This is a genomic window from Parahoeflea halophila (assembly GCF_900220985.1).
GTDB classification, from domain to species: domain Bacteria; phylum Pseudomonadota; class Alphaproteobacteria; order Rhizobiales; family Rhizobiaceae; genus Hoeflea; species Hoeflea halophila.
In genome coordinates this window covers 424,878-444,634 of sequence record NZ_OCPC01000002.1, presented here as the reverse complement: position 1 = coordinate 444,634, position 19,757 = coordinate 424,878, and the positions used below count along the sequence as shown (strand labels likewise).

The window sequence follows — 19,757 nt, the reverse complement described above, 5'->3', positions numbered from 1 at the left end:
CCACCCCTTTCACCATGCGAAAACCGGCCCGGCGCCGGTTTTCAGTTCGGGACTACCGCGTGGCCAGGGCGTCGAGAATGCGCACCCAGGAGCGGATTCCCTTGGCAAACGACGTCAGGTCGTATTTTTCGTTGGGGGAATGGATGCGGTCGTCGGTCAGGCCGTAGCCGCAGAGCACCGACTGCAGACCGAGAATGTTCTGGAAATCACCAACGATGGGGATCGAGCCGCCCATGCCGATCGTGACCGCCGGTTTGGGCCATTCGTCGGTGAGCGCATTGCGGGTCTTGGTCACCACCGGCGAATCAAACGGCAACTGGATCGCCGGCGAGCCGCCATGCGGGGCATAGCTGACCGTGCAATTGGCAGGCAAGCGGGCTTCGACATGGGCCCGGAAGGCGGCGCGGACCTGGTCGGGATCCTGCTTTCCGACAAGCCGGAACGAGACCTTGGCCGAGGCCTTGGCCGCAATCACGGTCTTGAAGCCCTCGCCGGTGTAACCGCCCCACATGCCGTTGACCTCTGCGGTCGGCCGTGCCCAGGTCTGCTCAAGCACCGAACGGCCCTGTTCACCAGAGGGCACCGAAAGGCCGACCCCACCCAAAAAGTCCTCAGCCGTGCGGCCAAGACTGTCCCAGCTTGCGAGCACCTGCGCCGGGGTTTCCTCGACACCGTCATAAAAGCCGTCGAGGGTCACGCGCCCGGTCTCGTCATGCAAATCGGCAAGAATCTTTGAAAGAATGTGCAACGGGTTGGCGGCAGCGCCGCCGAAAAGACCCGAATGCAGATCCCGGTCGGCAGCATGGATGGTCACTTCCTCGCCGACCAGGCCGCGCAGGGCAACAGCGATTGCCGGCGTTTCCGGATCCCACATGCCGGTGTCGCAGACCAGAGCGCATTCTGCCTTGAGTTCCTCGGCATTGGCCTCGAGAAACGGTTTGAGCGAAGGCGAGCCGGATTCCTCCTCGCCCTCGAACAGGATTGTGATGCGGCACGGCAGCGAACCCGACGCCGCCTTCCAGGCCCGGCAGGCTTCGACGAAGGTCATCAGCTGGCCCTTGTCGTCGGATGCGCCGCGGCCGGTGATCGCCTTTCGGCCCGGGGCAATTTCCTTGATAGCCGGCTCGAACGGCGGGTCGGTCCACAGATCGAGCGGATCGACCGGCTGCACATCATAATGGCCATAGAAAAGATAATGCGGTGCATCGGGCGTGGCGCCGGCATGATGGGCGACGACCATGGGATGCCCCGGGGTGTCGCGGAGGCTGGCCTCGAAGCCGAGTGATGCCAGCTCATCGACCAGCCACTGACCGGCGCGGCGGCACTCCGGCGCATAGGCGGGGTCGGTCGATATCGACTGGATACGCAGAAGACCGAACAGCCGCTCGAGGCTTTCATCAAGGCTGGCATCGGCGGCGGTAAGGGCTGCGGTCAGGTCTGTCATGGGATACTCCGGAGGGAATCAGAAGCGGGCAGATTAAAACCGGAGGCAGGCAAAAGAAAAGCCGCCATGGCCGGAGGGGAAGGGCCATGGCGGCGTGTTGTCAGGACAAGGGCCTCTAAAGGGGGGCGGGGCGGCCCTTGTCCATGGTCTGGAAACGGCGGGGGACGAGCCGGGATCCAGACATCGGCTTATTCGTTCGCCGGTGTTTGACATCTGGTTCAGTGAATGTGGCTTTTCAAGGACAGCAAGTGTTTCACAAGATTACAAATCAGTAACCATTCTGTGATCGTAACGGCATGCGGACGCGGAAGAATGCTCCATTTCAATGCATCACCTGGACACTCGTTGATTTTTTTCAATGCTTTAGACTTGTCTTAATCGCGCCTTGGTTGCGACTGTCGCCGTTTCACGTTCATCAACCAACGGACCTGAAAAAGCTGCCTTTTCTGTCTGACGCGGGGTGATCGGCAAGTTTTTTTGCCGCCGGCTGACACGGTGTTGGGAAATTTAGGCCCGGGCTTAAGGGTGCAGGGATGCTTTTTCCCGATATTTCAATCTTCATTCGCATGGACCTTGCGCGCACCCCGCTGTAATCCTTGCCTCATGAAAAAAGGTGATCATCTCTTCCTCGTTGACGGTTCCGGCTACATTTTTCGGGCCTACCATGCATTGCCGCCGCTGACGCGCAAATCAGACGGTTTGCCGGTGGGGGCCGTCTCGGGTTTCTGCAACATGCTGTGGAAGCTTCTCTCGGATGCGCGCGATACGTCGGTCGGCGTGACTCCGACGCACTTTGCAGTGATCTTCGACTATTCGTCGAAAACATTCCGCAACGAGCTGTATCCCGAATACAAGGCCAACCGCTCGGCGCCGCCGGAAGACCTGGTGCCGCAATTCTCGGTCATCCGCGAGGCAACTCGGGCTTTCGATCTGCCCTGCATCGAGGCAGAAGGCTTCGAGGCCGACGATCTGATTGCCACCTATGCGCGGCTTGCGCGGGAGGCCGGCGCCGAGGTGACGGTGATCTCGTCGGACAAGGACCTGATGCAGCTGGTCGGTCCGCAGGTGTCAATGTATGATTCGATGAAGGACCGGCAGATCGGCGTGCCCGAAGTCATCGAGAAATGGGGCGTCCCGCCCGAGAAGATGATCGATCTGCAGGCGCTGACCGGCGATTCGGTCGACAACGTGCCGGGGATCCCCGGCATCGGGCCAAAGACCGCGGCCCAGCTGATCGAACAATTCGGCGATCTCGACACGCTGCTGGCCCGCGCCGGTGAAATCAAGCAGAACAAGCGCCGCGAGAACATCATCGAATTTGCCGACAAGGCGCGAATCTCGCGCGAGCTGGTGCGGCTCAGGGATGATGTCGAGGTTACCGAGAAACTCGAGGACCTGGTGCTTAACCCGCTCGACGGGCCGAAGCTTGTCGCCTTCCTCAAGGGCATGGAATTCACCTCGCTGACACGCCGGGTGGCCGAAGCGACAGAAACCGACGCCAGCAATATCGATGCCGCGCAAGTCGCTGTCGACGCAGCCGCCGAAATGCGCGGCCCCGATCTCGATCCGGGCCAGGCGGCGCCTGTGGGCGAGATCGACGACACACCCCAGGGACTGGCCAAGCGGCGCGCGGAGGCAGCAGGCTCGGCCAAGATCGACACCAGCGCTTATGAGACCTTGAGCGAACTCAGCGAGCTCAAGGCCTGGTGCGATCAGGCGCGCGAGACCGGTCTGGTGGCGTTTGATACCGAGACCACCTCGCTTGATGCGATGCAGGCCGAACTGGTCGGCTTCTCACTGGCTATTGCCGAGACCGCACCCGACACGGGCGAGCTGAAGGTCAGGGCCTGCTACGCGCCTCTGGCCCATACCAACGGTGCCGGCGACCTGCTTGGTGGTGGCGGGGCACAGCCCGGACAGATGCCGATGCGCGCAGCCCTTGATGAGCTCAAGGCCCTGCTCGAAGACCCGGCGGTCCTGAAGGTCGGGCAGAACCTGAAATACGACATGCTGGTGCTGGCGCAGCACGGCATCACGATCGAGAGCTTCGACGACACGATGCTTCTGTCATACGTACTCGAAGCCGGTGCCGGTGGCCATGGCATGGATTCCCTGTCTGAACGCTGGCTCGGTCACAAGACCATCAGCTACAAGGACGTGACCGGCTCGGGCAAGAGCGCGATCCCGTTTGCCGAAGTGCAGATCGACAGGGCAACGGCCTACGCGGCGGAAGACGCCGATGTGACGCTCCGGCTGTGGCATGTGCTCAAGCAACGGCTGGTGTCGGACGGGCTGGCCTCGGTCTATGAGCGGCTCGAGCGTCCGTTGGCACCGGTGCTGATGCGCATGGAAGGAAACGGCATCCGGGTCGACCGTCAGATCCTGTCGCGGCTTTCGGGCGAATTGGCGCAGGGGGCGGCGGCGCTGGAAGCCGAGATCCAGGACCTGGCCGGCGAGAGCTTCAATGTTGGCTCGCCAAGGCAGTTGGGTGAGATCCTGTTTGACAAGATGGGCCTGCCGGGGGGCACGAAGACCAAGACCGGACAATGGTCGACCACGGCCCAGGCGCTCGAGGATCTCGCTGCTGCAGGCCACGAGCTGCCGCGCAAGATCGTCGACTGGCGGCAGCTGACCAAGCTCAAGTCCACCTATACCGATGCGCTGCCCGGGTTCATCAATCCCCGGACCCAGCGGGTGCACACGTCGTTTGCGATGGCGGCAACCACCACCGGACGGTTGTCCTCGTCGGACCCGAACATCCAGAACATTCCTGTACGTACCGCCGCAGGCCGCAAGATCCGCACCGCGTTCATTGCCGAGCCGGGCAATGTGCTGATCTCCGCCGATTACAGCCAGATCGAACTTCGGGTGCTGGCCCATGTCGCCAACATTCCGCAGCTGACCCAGGCCTTTGCCGACGGCGTCGACATTCATGCCATGACGGCATCGGAAATGTTCGGGGTGCCGGTGGAAGGCATGCCTTCGGAAGTGCGCCGCCGTGCCAAGGCGATCAATTTCGGCATCATCTACGGCATCTCGGCCTTTGGTCTCGCAAACCAACTCAGCATCGAACGCTCGGAAGCAGGCGACTACATCAAGAAGTATTTCGAGCGCTTTCCCGGCATCAAGGACTACATGGAGGCAACCAAGGTTGAGGCCAAGGAACATGGTTATGTGACGACGATCTTCGGCCGCCGGGCGCATTATCCCGAAATCCGTTCGTCCAATCCGCAGGTCCGCGCCTTCAACGAGCGGGCAGCTATCAACGCGCCAATACAGGGATCCGCCGCCGACGTCATCCGCCGCGCCATGGTGCGGATGGAACCGGCGCTTGAAAAGGCTGGCGCCAATGCGCGGATGCTGCTGCAGGTTCACGACGAACTGATCTTTGAAGCGCCCGAAGCCGAGGCCGAAAAGATCATCCCGCTGATCGTCGAGGTGATGGAAAACGCCGCCATGCCGGCCGTCGACATGGCAGTGCCGCTGAAAGTCGACGCCCGCGCAGCCCTCAACTGGGATGAGGCGCACTAGCTGCTGTGGACGGTTACGGTTACGGGGCCGGCTTGATATTCCGCTACCGGCGTAGTCTAGCGGATGTGAGATTGAACAGCATGAGCGACACTCACGGACTTCGACTGACGAGTGGGCAGTTCTGCCGCGGCGACTGCGTTCTGACGATGCCCGGAGCCCGCTTTTGTCGCGGCGGGTCACTGACCCCGCTGGAAGATACCGGGCTTACCGGGTTCGGGGGCTGCAACCGGAACCCACTATCGGGACGGCGGAAGGCCCGCCCCGCCGCCGCCGACCAAGTACACAGGGCCGGTGCGCTGTGAGCGACATTGCATCCCGCTTTGCCGAACTGCCTGTTTCCGACGCACTTGCCCGCTTGCGCGCAGCGCTGGCAGATGGCCCTCACGCCGTTCTCGCCGCCCCGCCGGGGGCGGGCAAGACCACGCTGGTGCCACTGGTTCTGGCAGAGGAGGCGTGGCTCAAGGGCAAGATCGTCCTCATCGAACCGCGCCGGCTGGCGGCTCGTGCCGCGGCCCGGAGGATGGCCGCAATGCTGGGTGAAGAGGTTGGGGGCTCCGTCGGCTACCGTATGCGGCTTGACACGAAGGTGTCGGCGAGAACCCGCATCGAGGTGGTGACCGAGGGCGTTTTCACCCGCATGGCGCTGTCATCACCCGACCTCGAGGGCATCGATTGCGTTATCTTCGACGAGTTTCACGAGCGCGCGCTGGAGGCCGATTTCGGGCTGGCGCTTGCGCTCGACATCCAGTCGGGGCTGCGCGAGGACCTGCGCATTCTGGTAATGTCGGCAACGCTGGACACGGACCGCGTCGCGGCCCTGCTTGAGGGAAGCCCGGTCATCGAGAGCCTCGGCCGCAGCTTCCCGGTCGAGATTAGGCATCTTGACCGGCCACCCGGGGAACGGATCGAAGTCTCGATGACAAGCGCCATCGAGGCGATTCATCGCAGCGAGAGCGGCTCGATCCTGGCCTTTCTGCCGGGCCAGGGCGAGATACGACAGGTCGCCTCCAGGCTCGAGACCCGCCTTGATCCATTGACCGACATCCAGCCGCTTTATGGCGGGCTCAGTTCGCAGGAGCAGGACGCGGCGATCAAGCCTGCGCCGGCGGGCCGCCGCAAGGTGGTGCTCGCCACCCCTGTGGCGGAAAGCTCGATCACCATCGATGGCGTACGCATCGTCATCGACAGCGGGCTGGTCCGCCAACCCGTTTACGAGCCCTCCACCGGCATCACACGGCTTGAAACCATCAAGGGCTCGCAGGCTTCCGCCGATCAGCGGGCCGGGCGTGCGGGGCGAACAGAACCGGGCATTGCCGTCAGGATGTGGCGAGCCGAGCAGACCAAGGCCCTGCCCGCCTTCTCGACGCCGCAGGTACTGGCGAGCGATCTGTCGGCGATGGTGCTCGACTGCCTCGCCTGGGGGGTCAGGGACCCAAGCGAGCTCCGCTTCATAGATCCGCCACCCGGTGCCGCGATCAGCGAAGCCCGCCTGTTGCTCGAAAATCTTGGCGCGATCGATGCGGAGGGCGGACTGACCTGCCGGGGCAAGCGCATGAGGGCGCTGGCACTGCCGCCGCGGCTGGCCTCGATGGTTGTGTCCGGACAGGAGGACGGTCATGGCTACGAAGCTGCCGAATTGGCTGTGCTGCTTACCGAGCAGGGTCTTGGCGGACAGGACGCGGATCTTGAGACGCGGCTGTCGCGGTTTCGCTCCGACCGCTCACCGCGCGCCACCTCTGCACGGGCGCTGGCTAGCCGGCTCGCGGGCGGCGAGAGATCACGCTCCGGCGCTTGCACGGCAGCCTCCCTGCTGGTGCATGCCTTTCCCGACCGGATCGCACGGCAGCGCGGTGCCCGTGGCAGGTTCGTGCTCGCCAATGGCCGCGGCGCGATGATCGACGAGACGGACCGTCTGGCGGGGGCAGACTTCCTGGTCATCGCCGACATGAGTGGCAAGGCGCAGGCCGCGCGCATCCTCGCCGCGGCAGAATTGTCAGGCGAAGTGCTGGACGAGGTTCTGGAGACCCGTGGCGAGCAGAGCGAGGACTGCGTGTTTGACGCGCAATCGGGAGCTGTCCGGGCGCGTCGCATCAGCCGCCTCGGCGCCATCATCCTCGCCGAAACGCCGCTGCCCAAACCCGATGATGCCGCGGCGATGCAGGTTCTGTGTGCGGCGATCCGCAAGATCGGTCTCAAGGCGCTGCCATTCTCCGCCTCGGGGCTGCAGCTTCGCGACCGGATCGGGTTTCTGCACAAGAACCTCGGCGCGCCGTGGCCGGATGTCTCGGATGAGGCTCTGCTTCAAGGCCTGGAAACATGGTTTGCGCCCTACCAGCCGGGCGTCACATCGCTGAAAGCCATCAACCGGGACGGGCTTTACGAGGGGCTGCTGTCGCTGTGCGGGCCCGGTGCGCGAAGCGAAATCGCACAGCTGACTCCGTCGCATTACGAAGCGCCGACGGGGTCACGGGTGCCGATCCGTTATGACGAAGGCAGTCCGGTGGTCGCCATCCGGGTGCAGGAACTGTTTGGCGAAACCCGGCATCCGGCAATTGCCGGCGGGCGCATGCCGCTGACTCTGGAGCTGCTGTCGCCTGCGCAGCGGCCGATCCAGACCACGCGGGACCTGCCGGGATTCTGGGCGGGCTCCTGGGCCGATGTACGGGCGGAGATGCGCGGACGCTATCCGCGCCATCCCTGGCCGGAGAACCCGGCAGAGGCCGCGCCGACGCACCGGGCCAAGCCGCGCGGGACATAATGCCCCTGCCAAATCAATTGCAGGTTTCCCAATCAATGCGCTAGATCAGTGGCATGACCGCGTTTCCCTCCTTTCTGGACGACCATTCGATCCGGCACCGGCTGCGGCTGCAAACGCTGACACGGCTGAGATGGCTGGCCGTGATCGGCCAGAGCGTGACGGTTCTGGTCATCGCCCATGGCTACGGCTTTGATGTGCCGGAGCTCTTCTGCTTCGCGCTGATTGCCTGCTCGGCCTGGATGAACGTGTTCCTGTCGGTGCGGTTTCCCGCCGCCCACCGGTTGCCGCCGCTGGGCGCGACGGCAGTGCTCTCCTTCGATGTGCTGCAGCTCTCGGGTCTCCTGTTCATGACAGGCGGGCTGGCCAATCCGTTTTCGGTGCTCTTGTGCGTGCCGGTGATAATCTCCTCGGCCTCGCAGCCGGTGCGGCACACCTTGAGTCTGGGGCTTCTGTCGGTCACCGCGGCCACGATCCTTGCCTTCTTCTCGCTGCCGCTGCCCTGGTATCCCGGGAGCACCTTCGAGGTGCCCTTCCTGCTCATTGCCGGGGTCTGGATCGCGATCGTGTCGACGATGGCGTTCACGGCGTTCTATTCCTTCCAGGTCTCGGCGGAGGCCAACCAGCTTGCCGACGCGCTTGCCGCGACCGAGCTGGTGCTGCAACGTGAACAGCACATTTCGGCTCTGGACGGGCTGGCGGCGGCCGCTGCGCATGAGCTGGGTACGCCGCTTGCGACCATTCAGCTTGTGGCACGCGAGATGGAAAAGGCGCTGCTTGACGATCCGCGGTTTACCGATGACCTGATGCTGCTGCGCAGCCAGACCGAACGATGCCGCGATATTCTGCGGCGGCTGACAAGCCTGTCGGCCGAGGACGAGGCCCACATGGTGCGTCTTCCATTGCGTTCGCTGATCGAGGAAGTGATTGCACCGCACCGCGAATTCGGCATCGACATCGACGTGTTGCACAGCGAGTCGGATATGCGCGAGACCATCGGCCGGCGCAATCCGGCGATCCTGTTCGGGCTGGGCAACCTGATCGAGAATGCCGTTGATTTCGCCGAAAACCGGGTGACGGTGACAGTGAGCCACGACCGGGACCGGGTGGAGATCTCGATCGACGATGACGGTCCGGGTTTCGCGCCCGACGTCCTGACCCAGATCGGGATGCCGTTCATGAACCGGCGCAGCCGGCAGGACCGGGACAAGGGCGGCGGGCTGGGGCTTGGCCTGTTCATTGCAAAGACTCTGCTCGAGCGTTCCGGGGCGACGCTGGAATTTGCCAACAAACCGCTTCCGGGGACCGGCGCACATGTCAAGGTGAGCTGGCCAAGAGAGAAAATGGACCTTTTTGGCGCCGATAAGGTGCTTTGACATGAGTTTGCAGCTGGATAATCTTGTCAAACGCATTAGATCGGGTGTGCAAACATGCATTGCCAGCACCCGTGAGGTGAACCATGACCGGTGAAATCGCCCAATCCGCAGAAGTTGAGGCCATCGGCTCCGACGCCACGCTTCTCCTCGTCGATGACGACGCTCCCTTTCTGCGCCGGCTTGGCCGCGCCATGGAAGCGCGCGGCTTCGAGGTGGAGATCGCCGAAAGCGTGGCCGAAGGCCTCGCCAAGGCCCACGCCCGGACACCCAAATACGCAGTTGTGGACATGCGGCTTCAGGACGGCAACGGTCTCGACGTGATCGAAGCCATTCGTGAACGCCGCGGCGATACCCGCATTATCGTTCTGACCGGCTATGGCAACATCGCCACGGCCGTGACCGCGGTCAAGCTCGGCGCCATCGACTACCTGGCCAAACCCGCGGACGCTGACGAGGTGTTTGCGGCGCTGACCCGCAAGCCCGGTGAGCGGGCCGAAGTTCCGGAGAACCCGATGTCGGCAGACCGGGTGCGCTGGGAACACATCCAACGGGTCTACGAGATGTGCGAGCGCAACGTCTCGGAAACGGCACGGCGGCTCAACATGCACCGCCGGACGCTGCAGCGGATCCTGGCAAAGCGCGCGCCGCGCTGAGACAGCCAGATTCGGCAATGAAAAGCGATTTCAGCCTGCTGACGCCGCCAGTTCGGCGAGCAGCAGCCGGTCGGCAGCCGCGCGGGCAAAACGCAGCATCATCGCCTTTCGGGTCGCCGCCGCCAGCCGATGTTCCGGCGCTTCCCTGAACAGGTGACCCGACCATTCGTCGGCAACGATCAGTCCGCAGTCCTGAGGGAAGATGTCTGCAGGCACGCCGGAGTGGGTGGCAAAAAACAGCCGGTCGCAGTGCTGGCGATAGTCGGGCCACTTGCGGTCAGTGCGGTAGTCTTCGATCGAGGACTTGATCTCGACGATCCAGATCTCGCCGCTCGGGCCGAGTGCCACCAGATCGGCCCTTCGGCCTGACGCCAGCGCCAGTTCCGGCATCATCGACAGGCGCAGGTCGGCCAGGAGCCGTTGCACGCCACGGCGCACCATCATGGCGCGATCGGATTGCCTTCCGTCAACAAGCGGATTGTCGGAATGTGGGGAAATAATCGGCATTAGCTATACGTGCCACGGCATTTGTTCTATCGCAATGTCGGGCCGCGCCAATGTTGCAGAAAAACAATGCGATCCCACAAAGCTTGAAGAATATATCAATTTTTCAGTCAAAACAGTTGCATAGTTAAGACTTAATTAAAATAAACAGCATCACGTTAGCCGTGGTCCAATATCGGCGGTCACGCCTTGCTCTCGGAAGTTTAATATGACACCTCGTTTTTCCCTCACTGTTGCCGGATTGATTGCGGCGCTTGCGCTTGCCGGTTGCACATCAAGCACCGGGGACGGAACATCTTCGCAGGTTTTCACCTCGGAGTATGGTTCGGTCACGGATGCCGGCTATTCCATTCCGGCGGTGCCGATCAGCAAGGTCGACAAGAAGTTCCACCGCCAGATCGTCTCCTACTCCACCAAGGAGAAGCCGGGCACGATCATCGTCGATACGCCCAACCGCTATCTCTACCTGGTGCTGCCGGGCCGCAAGGCCGTGCGCTACGGAATCGGCGTCGGCAAGGCCGGCTTTGCCTGGGAAGGCGAGGCCTATATCGCCTGGAAGCAGGAATGGCCGACCTGGACCCCGCCCAAGGAAATGATCAGCCGCAAGCCTGAACTGGCGAAATACGGCAAGGACGGCATGAAACCCGGCCTGAGCAACCCACTCGGCGCCCGCGCACTCTACCTGTTCAACGAAAAGGGCCAGGACACCCTGTTCCGCCTGCACGGCACGCCGGAGTGGAATTCGATCGGCACCGCCGCGTCATCGGGCTGCATCCGCTTGATGAACCAGGACATCATCGACCTCTACGAGCGTGTCCGTCCCGGCAAGAGCGCCCGCGTGATCGTCAAGCAATAAGGCCCGACGCCGCTGTAAGACTCGAAAGCCCGCCAGGGATGACCTGGCGGGCTTTTTCAATGGCGGTTCTCGAATTCGAGTGGAGCACAGGGACGCGCGGCATCCCCGTGCGCGTTTTCCCTGGCTCAGCCAGCAGCAGCCTTGAGTTCGAGGCGGCGGCGGTGGAGCACCGGCTCTGTGTAACCGTTGGGCTGGGTGCGGCCTTCGAGCACCAGCTCGACCGCGGCCTGAAACGCGATCGACCTGTCATAGTCCGGCGCCATCGGCTTATAGGCGGGATCGCCGGCATTCTGGCCATCGACGACAACTGCCATGCGCTTCATGGTCTCGATGATCTGGTCCCTGGTGACAACCCCGTGATGGAGCCAGTTGGCCATGTGCTGGGCAGAGATGCGAAGCGTCGCACGGTCTTCCATCAGGCCGATATCATTGATGTCGGGCACCTTGGAGCAGCCGACACCCTGGTCGACCCAGCGCACGACATAACCGAGGATTCCCTGCGCGTTGTTGTCGATTTCGTGCTGGATCTCTTCTGGCGTCCAGTTGGGCTTGCTGGCCACCGGAATCGACAGGATATCGTCCAGCTTCGCCCGTTCGCGCGAGCGCAGCTCGGCCTGGACGTCGGCAACGCTGACCTTGTGGTAATGGGTGGCGTGTAGGGTGGCCGCGGTCGGCGACGGCACCCAGGCGGTGTTTGCGCCCGCCTTCGGATGACCGATCTTCTGCTCCAGCATGGCTTCCATCATGTCCGGCATGGCCCACATGCCCTTGCCGATCTGGGCATGGCCGGCGAGGCCGCATTCCAGTCCGATGTCGACGTTCCAGTTTTCGTAAGCGGCGATCCAGGCGGCCTGTTTCATGTCGCCCTTGCGGATCATCGGTCCGGCTTCCATCGAGGTGTGGATCTCGTCGCCGGTGCGATCGAGGAAGCCGGTGTTGATGAAAACCACGCGGCTCGAGGCGGCACGGATACATTCCTTGAGGTTGATGGTGGTCCGGCGCTCCTCGTCCATGATGCCCATCTTGATGGTGTTGGGCGCCATGCCGAGAGCCTTTTCGACGCGACCGAAGATCTCGACGGCGAAAGCCACTTCCTCGGGGCCATGCATCTTCGGCTTGACGACGTACATGGAGCCCGTGGCCGAGTTGGCGCGACGGCCGTCAGGGCCGATATCGTGAAGGGCAATGAGGCCGGTGACGAACGCATCCATGATGCCTTCCGGGATCTCGCTGCCGTCGCTCATCAGGATGGCCGGGTTGGTCATCAGGTGACCGACATTGCGGATCAGCATCAGCGAGCGCCCCTTGAGCGAGGCAGTTTCACCGTCCGGGGTGGAATACTCGATGTCGCCATGGAGTTTACGGGTGAAGCTGTTGCCACCCTTGTGCACCTCTTCCTCGAGGTCGCCCTTCATCAGCCCGAGCCAGTTGCGGTAGACGAGCGTCTTGTCCTCGGCGTCGACCGCCGCGATGGAATCCTCGCAGTCCATGATCGCGGTGACGGCAGATTCGAGCATTACATCGGAGATGCCGGCCTTGTCGGTCTTGCCGATAACGCTTGCGGGATCGACACAGACGACGGCATGCAGTCCGTTCTTCTGGAAATAGAGGCGGTAGGCGTGGTCTTTGTCGCGCTTGAATCCTGCGTATTGCGCAGACTCCGCGAGCGTGGTCTCGCCACCGGCGGTCTCGATCTTGAGTGTGCCGCTCTCGTAGTCGAAACCTGTGACATCGGCCCACTTGCCCTTGGCCAGCGGAACGCTGTCATCGAGGAAGGATTTGGCCCAGGCGATGACGCGGCCACCGCGTTCCTTGTCATAGCCGCCGGCCTGCGGCAGATCGCCAAGCGCATCGGTGCCGTAGAGCGCGTCGTAGAGCGAGCCCCAGCGGGCATTGGCGGCATTGAGTGCAAAACGGGCGTTCATCACCGGAACGACCAGCTGCGGGCCGGCGATCAGCGCGATTTCCGGATCGACATTCTCGGTCGAAACCTGAACCGGGCCACCCTCGGGCAGCAGATAGCCGATCGAGGTGAGGAATTCCTTGTAGACAGTTAAGTCGGCCGGAGCGCCGTTTTCACGGTACCAGGCATCAATCTTTTCCTGCATGGCGTCGCGCTTGGCGAGCAGCGCGCGGTTCTTCGGCGCCAGTTCGGCAACGGCATCGCCAAACGCCTGAAAGAAAGCTTCCGCCTCGACACCGGTGCCCGGCATGGCTTCGTTGACGATAAAATCGTGCAGGTCGGTGCTGATCTTCAGCCCATTTTTTTCGATTCTTGCCACTGATACTCTCCATTCTAGCGCGCGCGTTGCGACATGTCGCAATATGGAACCGACCCTGCCGGGCGTCGCATTGCCTGTCAATTCATCGAAGGTGCAAATGATTTATTCCAAATTGGAAAAAATCATCTTCCGGCGACACGTGGCCGTCCCGAGGCAACGGCGACGAACCGCGCCTCGATGAATTTTTCCAGCCCCTCGATCACCGGCATGTCCACATGTTCACCCAGCGCGACGCCGGGATGCTCCGCACCGCTGCGCAATGCAGCCTGGCGGGCCTCGGAGACAGCCAGCTCCCGCGCCCGGGCAAAGGCATCGTCGCGGCTCCTGAAGATCTGGTGCTCGCCGCCGCCATTGACCGCATAACGGCCCTCATCGGGTTCGGTCACGAAGACAGTTACCGTCTCGCGGACCTGGCCGACAACGGCGCCCACCGCATTGGCAACCCCGGCATGGACCGGAACGAAGCTCTCGATGTCAAGCATATCGGCAATCGCCGGGTAATGCACCGGGGCCGAGGCGCCGAGCGCAACCAGCGGACGGTCCGGCTTCAGGCTGAAGCGGACCAGGCCGGGCGTGCGATCGAGCGCGCGATCGATAAAGACCGACCTGGCGACGTCGATCCCGGTGATGCCCTGATCCGCGATCAGTGCGGTCAACACGGCTTCGGCGCTCTGCCGGGTCAGACGCCGGGAAACCATCTGCGCAAGTTCGGCGGGCGACTGCGCCACTGCGCGGCCGGAGCCTGCCTTGCGGCGGGCAAAAATCTCGGCGCCAAGGCGCGCGGCATCAGCATTCCACTGCGCCTGACGGCCCAGCACATGCATGGCGTCAGAGGGCGTGAAGCCGGCAATCAGAACCAGGCCGCGCGATATCAGGCGGTCGAGCGTGGCGCGCTGCGACGTACCGGTGAGCACCGTATCGAGGGTTTGCGGCTCGAGCGTGATGCGCTGGTATAGCGCTGCTTCCTGAGCGGTGAGGCCGGCAGCGAGCGCCTGCGGGAGACCCGTGCGCAACACCAGGCGGCCATCATAGCGCCCGGCGAAACTGGCCTGCGCCTGGCGTTCCAGGCCCGCGAGCACCGGGTCGGGCCAAAGATGGGCGGCAAGGCTGAGCGGCATCAGCCGGCGTGGGCCGAGCGTCAGGCCGGCCTCGAAGCCGCCCTCGTCAAGCCGCAGCTCGGAATCGCCGCCGAGCCCGAATGTGTGCATGGCCACGGCCTCCACCATGGTGCGATAGCGGCCAACGGTGGCGCCTTCACTGTCCAGCCGGGGCTGCCCCCCATCAAGTACAGCCACATCGGTGGTGGTGCCGCCAATGTCGGCGACGACCGCATTGTCGAGCCCGGTGAGATGGCGTGCGCCGACCAGACTTGCTGCCGGGCCGGAAAGGATGGTCTCGATTGGCCGCGCCAGCGCTTCAGCAGCTGAAATCAGCGCTCCGTCGCCACGCACAACCATCAGCGGCGCGTCGATACCACGGCCCGAAAGATAGCCGCTGGTGGCATCAATGAGCCGCGCGACCATGGAAATCAGCCGTGCATTGAGCAGCGTGGTGAGCGCCCGGCGCGGTCCGCCCAGCCGTGACGACAGATCATGGCTGCAGGTGACCGGCAGTGAGGTGCGGTCCCGTATCAGATCCCGTACCGCGATTTCATGTGCCGGATTGCGAACGGCGAAATAGCCGGCGATCGCCACCGCGGAAACCTGTTCCGCCAGGCTGTCGAGCTGCGCTTCAAGTGGCGCCAGATCGAGCGGTGTCTCATTGCCATGCACATTGTGACCGCCGGCGAGATAGATCACCGGGTCGGTGCCCAGCGCTTCGGCAAGGCCGTCGCGGGCGAGATCGCCCGGCCCGAAGCCGATCATCACAAGGCCGGCGCGGCCGCCCTGGCCTTCCACAAGCGCATTCGTGGCAAGCGTCGTCGACAGCGAGACCAGCCGGATGCGCTTCACCGCCCCCCGGATTTCGGCAAGCACCGTTTCCACCGCACCCGAGACACCGATTGCCAGATCATGGCGGGTGGTCAGCGACTTGGCAGAGGCCAGAACGCCTTCGGTCTCGCTGTAAAGCACAGCGTCGGTGTAGGTGCCGCCGGTATCGATGCCGAGAAACAGGGGTGAGGTCATGGCGAGCATTCCGTTCGTGCGCTCCACGACTGCGGGAGCTCAGATCTGACATAGGCCGGTTTCAGCATCGGCGCCACCACTTCGAGCCTTGCCGAAGCCACACCATGGCAGGGAACGCTTGTCTGCGTTCGGCTCAGCGGCGGCTGACGCGCATCGGCAAGCCTCCCCCGGGCTGGGTGGTCAGCTTCTGCATCGGCCAGGGCCTGGTCTTTTTGGTACAATCGAAGCGGTAGCGCGAGAGCAGCACGCCGAGCGCGATCACCGCTTCCTGCAGCGCGAAGGTGGCGCCGATACAGATGCGTGGTCCGGCGCCGAAAGGCAGGTATTGATAACGGTCGATGCTTTGGCGATTCTCCGGCAGGAAGCGGGACGGGATAAAGGCCGCGGGCCGATCCCACAATTTTGTGTGCCGGTGAAGCGTCCAGGGCATCACCAGCACCGTGGTCCCGGCCTCGATGGTGACGGTTTCACCCTCGCCGTTGTGCCACTCGTCATCCGTGATCGCGGCGCGGTTTATCGAAGGAGCGGGCGGATAGAGCCGCATGGCTTCCTCGAAGGCGGCGCGGGTCCAGGGCATGGCGTCAAGCCATTTGACCGGATCGGGTTCGCGGACCAGGACCTCATCGATCTCGGCTTCCACCTTCTGCCGGTCGGATGGCGAATTGGCCAGACAGTAGAGCGTCCAGCCCAGCGCCCGGGCGGTGGTCTCGTGGCCCGCGCCGATGAAGGTGATGATGTTGTCCTCGATCTCGCCCAGCGTCAGGCCATCGGGACCATGGAGCCGGATCAGCAGTGTGAGAAAATCCTCGGGCACGTTGTCCGGGTCGGTGCGCATCAATTGCTGACGGTTGGCCATCGTTTGTTCGACAATTCCGCGGAACTTGGCGAGAATCGGCTTGCCAAGCATGCCGCGGACACGCGGAAGCCAGGACGGCGCCTTGAGCAGATCCAGTGGGTCGACCCGGCCCATGGTCGACAGCAACCGTTCGATATCGCCGGCAAACTCTTCCTCGCTGCCGGCGACCTGGCCCGAGAACAGCGTTGCGGAGAGGATGTCGAAAGTCAGTTCGGTCATGTCGACAGAGATGTCGCGCACTTCTGCATTGTCGGCCGCCTGCTCGTAACGGCCGGTGAAAGCGAGCGATTGCTCGAGCATCTGCCGGGCAAAGCCACGGGCATGGCGCGGGGTGAATACCGGCGCCATTGCCTTGCGCGAACGTTTCCAGGACTCGCCCTCCGCCGTCAGCAATCCATCGCGCAGGATCGGGCGCAGGACCAGCTGCCGGATCACCGCCATTTCGTAGTTCTTCGCGTTGTCGACCAGGATGTGGCGGATGAGGCCCGGATGGTTGACGATAAGGGTCCGCTCGTTGAAGAACCTGGTCTTCAACCAGTCGAGCCGGAACGACGGTTCGCCCCACAGTTCGAGCGGGTTGCGCATGACGGTACGAATGATCTCGAAGCGCGATGGCGGCGTTGTTCTGGGAACCGGCGCTGGTGGCACAAAGGGGGCATGGGACTGAGTCATTCGGCTTCCTTCACGGTCCGGCAGGGTAGGGATCGCAGCCTGCCTGCCGGCTCGTTCCGGCAGCAGGCCCGCAATCCTGACGGTCCGGCATGTTCATCCCCATATATGCATTCCAAAACCCACAATTCCATGGCGCGGCAGATTTGGTTTTCACAAGCCGCCCGCCTATAGTGGACATTCATCCAGGCGGTGATTCGCCGCCGCGTTTTCAATGACTCCGCCCGGCATCGCCGCTCTGGACCGAAAGACCTGCTACATGAACGATACGCCTGAGACAAACCCGACCGCCGGTGCCGAGTATGGCGCCGAATCGATCAAGGTTCTCAAGGGCCTGGACGCCGTGCGCAAGCGGCCGGGCATGTATATCGGCGACACCGATGACGGCTCCGGCCTGCACCACATGGTCTACGAGGTGGTGGACAACGCCATCGACGAAGCACTGGCTGGTCATGCCGACCGCGTCACCGTGACGCTGAACCCGGACGGGTCGGTGACCGTGACCGACAATGGCCGCGGCATTCCGACGGATATCCACAGCGGTGAAGGCATATCGGCCGCCGAAGTCATCATGACGCAGCTGCATGCCGGCGGCAAGTTCGACCAGAACTCCTACAAGGTTTCCGGCGGTCTGCACGGTGTGGGTGTCTCCGTCGTCAACGCGCTTTCGGTCTGGCTGAAACTGGTCATCCGGCGCAAGGGCAAGATCCACCAGATCCGGTTCAGCCACGGCGTTGCCGACGCACCGCTGGAAGTGCTCGGTGATTGCGGCGACGAGACTGGCACCGAAGTGACCTTCATGCCCAGCAGCGAAACCTTCACGATGGTCGATTTCGATTTCGGCACGCTGGAGCATCGTCTGCGAGAACTGGCGTTCCTCAATTCCGGCGTGCGGATCCTTCTGGCCGACAAGCGTCATTCCGACGTCAAGGAGCTGGAACTCTACTATGAGGGCGGTCTGGAAGCCTTCGTGCGCTATCTCGACCGCTCGAAGAAGCCACTGGTCACCGATCCGGTAACCCTGCTGGGCGAGAAGGACGGAATCACCGTCGAACTCGCCATGTGGTGGAACGACAGCTACCACGAAAACGTGCTTTGCTTCACCAACAACATTCCGCAGCGCGACGGTGGCACCCACATGGCCGGTTTCCGGGCAGCGCTGACCCGCCAGATGGTGGCTTATGCCGACAGCTCCGGCATGACCAAGAAGGAAAAGGTCTCGCTCACCGGCGATGATTGCCGCGAAGGTCTGACCGCCGTGCTTTCTGTCAAGGTGCCGGACCCGAAATTCTCGTCCCAGACCAAGGACAAGCTGGTGTCCTCGGAAGTCCGGCCTGTGGTGGAGAACCTGGTCAACACGACGCTCAGCGACTGGCTGGAAGAACATCCGGCGGAATCCAAGATTCTGGTGGGCAAGGTGATCGAGGCCGCGGCGGCGCGTGAAGCGGCCCGCAAGGCGCGTGAACTGACCCGCCGCAAGGGCGCCCTCGACATCTCGTCGCTGCCCGGCAAGCTGGCAGATTGCTCGGAAAAGGATCCGGCCAAGTCGGAACTGTTTCTGGTGGAGGGCGATTCCGCGGGCGGATCGGCCAAGCAGGGCCGCTCGCGCGAGAACCAGGCCATCCTGCCGCTGCGAGGCAAGATCCTCAATGTCGAGCGGGCCCGGTTTGACAAGATGCTGTCGAGCCAGGAAATCGGCACGCTGATCACAGCACTTGGAACCGGCATCGGCAAAGACGAGTTCAACCCCGAGAAACTGCGCTACCACAAGATCATCATCATGACCGATGCTGATGTCGACGGCGCGCATATTCGCACCCTGCTCTTGACCTTCTTCTTCCGGCAGATGCCGGAACTGATCGAACGCGGACATCTCTACATCGCCCAGCCGCCGCTCTACAAAGTGTCGCGCGGCAAATCGAGCCAGTATCTCAAGGACGAGAAGGCGATGGAGGACTATCTGATCACAACGGGACTGGATGAAGCCTCGCTGGAACTTTCCACCGGTGAAGTCCGTACCGGGGCCGATCTCAGGGACACCATCACCGATGCGCTGAGAATGCGGGCACTGCTTGAAGGCCTACATTCGCGCTACGACCATTCGGTTGTCGAGCAGGCGGCAATCGCCGGCGCCTTCAACCTGGAGCGCGTTGCCGATCCGGCCTCTTCGGAAGCCATGGCCGCGGAAGTTGCCCGGCGCCTCGACATGATCTCCGAGGAGTCGGAGCGGGGCTGGACAGGGGTCACCATCGACAACGGCTACAGGTTCGAGCGCGTGGTCCGTGGCGTCAAGGAATCGGCAACTCTCGATTCAGGCCTTGTCGGCAGCCAGGACGCCCGGATGATCGACCAGATGAACGCCAAGCTGCGCGATGTCTACACCGAACCGCCGGTGATACGGCGCAAGGAAGGCGGGACCCAGGTTTCGGGGCCGCGCGCTTTGTTGCAGGCGGTATTTGCCGTTGGTCGCAAGGGTCTGACGCTGCAGCGCTACAAGGGCCTTGGCGAGATGAATGCCGAACAATTGTGGGAAACCACGCTTGATCCGAACATCCGCTCGTTGCTGCAGGTCCGGGTCAGCGACGCGGTCGACGCCGACAGCCTGTTCTCGAGGCTGATGGGCGACGAAGTCGAGCCGCGGCGCGAGTTCATCCAGGACAACGCTCTGTCGGTGGCCAATCTCGACATCTGACCGGACGCCGGTC

The 19,757-nt window shown here is 63.1% G+C and carries 11 protein-coding genes; 6 read left to right on the top strand and 5 right to left on the bottom strand.

Going from position 1 to position 19,757, the window contains the following annotated elements; all coding sequences use genetic code 11:
- Nucleotides 1-52: 52 nt before the first annotated feature.
- Nucleotides 53-1,444 carry a M20/M25/M40 family metallo-hydrolase gene (locus CRO46_RS09485; RefSeq protein ID WP_097107237.1) on the bottom strand — a complete coding sequence of 464 codons (1,392 nt, stop codon included), beginning with the start codon at nt 1,442-1,444 and terminating at the stop codon, nt 53-55.
- 603 nt (nt 1,445-2,047) lie between these two features.
- Here CRO46_RS09485 and polA point away from each other — a divergent pair.
- The 4 genes from polA (at nt 2,048) to CRO46_RS09465 (ending at nt 9,759) form a co-directional block, all read left to right on the top strand.
- Nucleotides 2,048-4,975, top strand: a complete 2,928-nt coding sequence (polA, locus tag CRO46_RS09480) for a DNA polymerase I (protein ID WP_097107235.1) — start codon at nt 2,048-2,050, stop codon at nt 4,973-4,975.
- 298 nt (nt 4,976-5,273) lie between these two features.
- A complete protein-coding gene (gene hrpB / locus CRO46_RS09475; RefSeq protein WP_097107233.1) occupies nt 5,274-7,733 on the top strand; it encodes an ATP-dependent helicase HrpB in 2,460 nt (819 codons plus the stop codon).
- Nucleotides 7,734-7,786: 53 nt separating this feature from the next.
- Nucleotides 7,787-9,106 (top strand): ActS/PrrB/RegB family redox-sensitive histidine kinase, encoded by a 1,320-nt coding sequence (locus tag CRO46_RS09470; protein ID WP_097107231.1) that lies wholly within the window; start codon nt 7,787-7,789, stop codon nt 9,104-9,106.
- 83 nt (nt 9,107-9,189) lie between these two features.
- A complete protein-coding gene (locus CRO46_RS09465) occupies nt 9,190-9,759 on the top strand; it encodes an ActR/PrrA/RegA family redox response regulator transcription factor (protein WP_097107230.1) in 570 nt (189 codons plus the stop codon).
- A gap of 30 nt (nt 9,760-9,789) precedes the next feature.
- Here the strand turns inward: CRO46_RS09465 and CRO46_RS09460 are convergent, their stop codons facing one another.
- Nucleotides 9,790-10,266 (bottom strand): MmcB family DNA repair protein, encoded by a 477-nt coding sequence (locus CRO46_RS09460; protein ID WP_097107228.1) that lies wholly within the window; start codon nt 10,264-10,266, stop codon nt 9,790-9,792.
- A gap of 205 nt (nt 10,267-10,471) precedes the next feature.
- On the opposite strand from CRO46_RS09460, the gene CRO46_RS09455 reads away from it, so the two are divergent.
- Complete coding sequence (locus tag CRO46_RS09455; protein WP_097107227.1) at nt 10,472-11,119, top strand: L,D-transpeptidase; 648 nt, start codon at nt 10,472-10,474, stop codon at nt 11,117-11,119.
- A 125-nt stretch (nt 11,120-11,244) separates the two neighbouring features.
- Here the strand turns inward: CRO46_RS09455 and CRO46_RS09450 are convergent, their stop codons facing one another.
- The 3 genes from CRO46_RS09450 to CRO46_RS09440 all read right to left on the bottom strand — a co-directional run bounded on the left by CRO46_RS09450 (nt 11,245) and on the right by CRO46_RS09440 (nt 17,055).
- On the bottom strand, nt 11,245-13,401 hold the full coding sequence (locus CRO46_RS09450) for a malate synthase G (protein WP_097107225.1): 2,157 nt from the start codon (nt 13,399-13,401) through the stop codon (nt 11,245-11,247).
- 122 nt (nt 13,402-13,523) lie between these two features.
- Nucleotides 13,524-15,527: a hydantoinase/oxoprolinase N-terminal domain-containing protein gene (locus tag CRO46_RS09445; protein ID WP_097107697.1), complete on the bottom strand. Its 2,004-nt coding sequence runs from the start codon at nt 15,525-15,527 to the stop codon at nt 13,524-13,526.
- Nucleotides 15,528-15,660: 133 nt separating this feature from the next.
- On the bottom strand, nt 15,661-17,055 hold the full coding sequence (locus CRO46_RS09440) for a cytochrome P450 (RefSeq protein WP_097107223.1): 1,395 nt from the start codon (nt 17,053-17,055) through the stop codon (nt 15,661-15,663).
- Between the two features lie 256 nt (nt 17,056-17,311).
- Here CRO46_RS09440 and gyrB point away from each other — a divergent pair, with 256 nt between their 5' ends.
- Nucleotides 17,312-19,744: a DNA topoisomerase (ATP-hydrolyzing) subunit B gene (gene gyrB, locus CRO46_RS09435; protein WP_097107695.1), complete on the top strand. Its 2,433-nt coding sequence runs from the start codon at nt 17,312-17,314 to the stop codon at nt 19,742-19,744.
- Nucleotides 19,745-19,757 lie beyond the last annotated feature (13 nt).

What these genes read in the sequence shown, in the direction of transcription:
- CRO46_RS09485 (WP_097107237.1), bottom strand. Translation starts at nt 1,444, where the DNA reads ATGACAGACCTGACCGCAGCCCTTACCGCCGCCGATGCCAGCCTTGAT.
- polA (WP_097107235.1), top strand. Translation starts at nt 2,048, where the DNA reads ATGAAAAAAGGTGATCATCTCTTCCTCGTTGACGGTTCCGGCTACATT.
- CRO46_RS09470 (WP_097107231.1), top strand. Translation starts at nt 7,787, where the DNA reads ATGACCGCGTTTCCCTCCTTTCTGGACGACCATTCGATCCGGCACCGG.
- CRO46_RS09465 (WP_097107230.1), top strand. Translation starts at nt 9,190, where the DNA reads ATGACCGGTGAAATCGCCCAATCCGCAGAAGTTGAGGCCATCGGCTCC.
- CRO46_RS09460 (WP_097107228.1), bottom strand. Translation starts at nt 10,266, where the DNA reads ATGCCGATTATTTCCCCACATTCCGACAATCCGCTTGTTGACGGAAGG.
- CRO46_RS09455 (WP_097107227.1), top strand. Translation starts at nt 10,472, where the DNA reads ATGACACCTCGTTTTTCCCTCACTGTTGCCGGATTGATTGCGGCGCTT.
- CRO46_RS09445 (WP_097107697.1), bottom strand. Translation starts at nt 15,527, where the DNA reads ATGACCTCACCCCTGTTTCTCGGCATCGATACCGGCGGCACCTACACC.
- CRO46_RS09440 (WP_097107223.1), bottom strand. Translation starts at nt 17,055, where the DNA reads ATGACTCAGTCCCATGCCCCCTTTGTGCCACCAGCGCCGGTTCCCAGA.
- gyrB (WP_097107695.1), top strand. Translation starts at nt 17,312, where the DNA reads ATGAACGATACGCCTGAGACAAACCCGACCGCCGGTGCCGAGTATGGC.